The sequence below is a fragment of the Lutibacter sp. genome, assembly GCF_040883305.1.
GTDB lineage: Bacteria > Bacteroidota > Bacteroidia > Flavobacteriales > Flavobacteriaceae > Lutibacter.
This window is the reverse complement of record NZ_JBFLKT010000401.1, coordinates 1-2,518: the sequence shown is the minus strand read 5'-3', so window position 1 is coordinate 2,518 and position 2,518 is coordinate 1. Positions and strand designations below refer to the sequence as shown.

Genomic DNA, 2,518 nt, shown 5'->3' with positions numbered 1-2,518 from the left:
TTTTTATGTGCATCCCAAACAAGTTCAAACAAGTCTAGATTATCGTTATTCCAATCAACAAGAACCATTGTAAAAGGTTCAATATTGATTAAATCTAAGGCGTTTATATAGGTTTCTAAATTGTCAGATTTTAAAATTTCTTTGGCTATTATTCCTCTGCTTTTTTTATAACTAGTTGCCCTTTTATGTTTTGTAAAAGCACCATTTAAAACACAAACTAACCTGTTTTTAGAGCTCGTTCCAATCCAAGTTCCACCTGCCAATTTATCCTTCGGAAAAACCATTTCAACACCGTCTTCCTCATATTTTTTAGGTGGAATTGTTTCTCTAAAAGGCGTTTCATCTCGGTTTGAAGTTAAGATAAAGCCATTGTTTTTTAAAGGCAGAAAAGTAACGGTACACATACTATCAAAATTTGAATAATCAGTATTAGTTTCAAAAATAAATAAGTCAATACTATTTTGTAACTTTGTGGGCAAATTTAAACTAAAAATTTATAAAATAATATTAATATGGCTTCAGGATTTTATCAAGTACCAAAAGCAGTAAACGAGCCAGTAAACTCGTATGCTCCAGGAACACCAGAAAGAGCAGCGTTGTTAGCAACGTACAAGAAGATGTACAATGAAAAAGTGGATATTCCATTTTACATTGGAGGAAAAGAATTTAGAACTGGAAACACAGTTGATATTCATCCACCACACGATCACAAACATTGTGTTGGACAATACCATACTGCAGACAAAGAACATATTGAGTTAGCAGTTAAAAAAGCTGCGGAAGCAAGAGTTAAATGGGCAGCAACAAGTTGGGAACACAGAGCAGCAATTTTCTTAAAAGCAGCGGATTTATTAGCTGGACCATTTAGATATAAGATGGCGGCTGCTACCATGATTGCGCAATCTAAAAATGTATATCAGGCTGAAATTGATGCCACCTGTGAATTGATAGATTTCTTGCGTTTTAACGTAGAGTTTATGACTGAAATTTATGCAAATCAACCAGTTTCTTCACCAGGAGTTTGGAACAGAATGGAATACCGTCCGTTAGAAGGATTTGTTTATGCAATTACTCCTTTTAACTTTACAGCTATAGCTGGAAACTTACCAGCAGCACCTGCTATGATGGGGAATGTAATTATATGGAAACCAGCACGTTCTCAAGTATATTCTGCTCAAGTTATTATGGAATTATTTAAAGCTGCAGGTTTGCCAGATGGTGTTATAAATATGGTTACAGGAAACTCTGGAACAATAACAGATGTATTATTAAACAGTCCAGATTTTTCAGGAGTGCATTTTACAGGTTCTACACCAGTATTTAATAGTTTCTGGGAAACCATAGGTAAAAACATGAATACCTATAAAACGTACCCAAGAATTGTTGGTGAAACAGGAGGGAAAGATTTTATTTGGGCGCATCCAAGTTCAAATGCTCAAGAAGTTGCAACTGCAATTTCTAGAGGTGCTTTTGAATACCAAGGACAAAAATGTTCAGCGGCATCAAGAGCTTATTTACCAAAAAGTTTATGGCCTGCAATTAAAGAAGCAGTTATAAAAGATGTAAAATCTTTTAAAATGGGTACTCCGGAAGATCCTACAAACTTTATAAATGCTGTAATTGATGACAGAGCTTTCAAAAAACTATCTAGTTATATAGACCAAGCAAAGGCAGATGCTGATGCCGAAATTATTGTTGGTGGTGGTTACGATGATGCAGTTGGTTATTTTATCGAACCAACTGTAATTGTTACAACAAATCCTCAGTACAAAACAATGTCTACTGAATTATTCGGTCCAATTATTACCATTTATATTTATGAAGATAACCAATGGGAAGAAATTTTAGATGTTGTTGATAAAACTAGCGAATTTGCGTTAACAGGTGCTATTTTTAGTGGAGATAGATATGTAATTGACATTGCAACTAATAAATTAGAAAACGCAGCGGGTAACTTTTATATTAACGACAAACCAACTGGAGCAGTTGTAGGTCAACAACCTTTTGGAGGCGCACGTGGTTCTGGAACTAACGATAAAGCAGGTTCTGTTTGGAACTTACTACGTTGGGTTAGTAACCGTACAATTAAGGAAACTTTTGTAACCCCAACAGATTATAGATATCCTTTTTTAGGAGAAAGTACACTAGAAACTGTTGAAAAAGAAGTTGAAAGTGCTATTGAAAAATTAAAAGAATTTGGTAAAGATTTATCTGAGAAATTCAAAAAATAGTTCAAAATATATTGAATAAAAAATGCGCCAATTGGCGCATTTTTTATTTGTAGTAAAAGGTTATTTTAAACCGCTTCAAAACTATCTGCTCCATCTATTAATCCAATCAATTCTTGTGGATTGTGAATAATGGTTGGCATATGTTGTGGACAGATATAAAACTCACTTTCTTGATAATAAAATTTTGTTACAGGTATTTCTGTAGATGCTTTTTTACAAACTAAACATGCTTTAACTTGACTCATAATCTAATAATTTTAATTTAAGACAAAAATATCTTTTATTTC

General features: G+C 33.4%; 3 protein-coding genes. 1 reads left to right on the top strand and 2 read right to left on the bottom strand.

The genetic code is table 11. The features are described 5' to 3' along the window. Nucleotides 1–479, bottom strand: a 479-nt coding sequence (locus AB1Z17_RS13035) for an NRDE family protein (RefSeq protein ID WP_368052213.1), incomplete at its 3' end; no start/stop codon positions are given. A gap of 33 nt (nt 480–512) precedes the next feature. On the opposite strand from AB1Z17_RS13035, the gene pruA reads away from it, so the two are divergent. After that, a complete protein-coding gene (gene pruA, locus AB1Z17_RS13030; protein ID WP_368052212.1) occupies nt 513–2,231 on the top strand; it encodes an L-glutamate gamma-semialdehyde dehydrogenase in 1,719 nt (572 codons plus the stop codon). A gap of 65 nt (nt 2,232–2,296) precedes the next feature. Here the strand turns inward: pruA and AB1Z17_RS13025 are convergent, their stop codons facing one another. Beyond that, the gene (locus AB1Z17_RS13025; RefSeq protein WP_368052211.1) at nt 2,297–2,476 is read right to left on the bottom strand and encodes a hypothetical protein; all 180 of its coding nucleotides are present in this window, start codon (nt 2,474–2,476) and stop codon (nt 2,297–2,299) included. Nucleotides 2,477–2,518 lie beyond the last annotated feature (42 nt).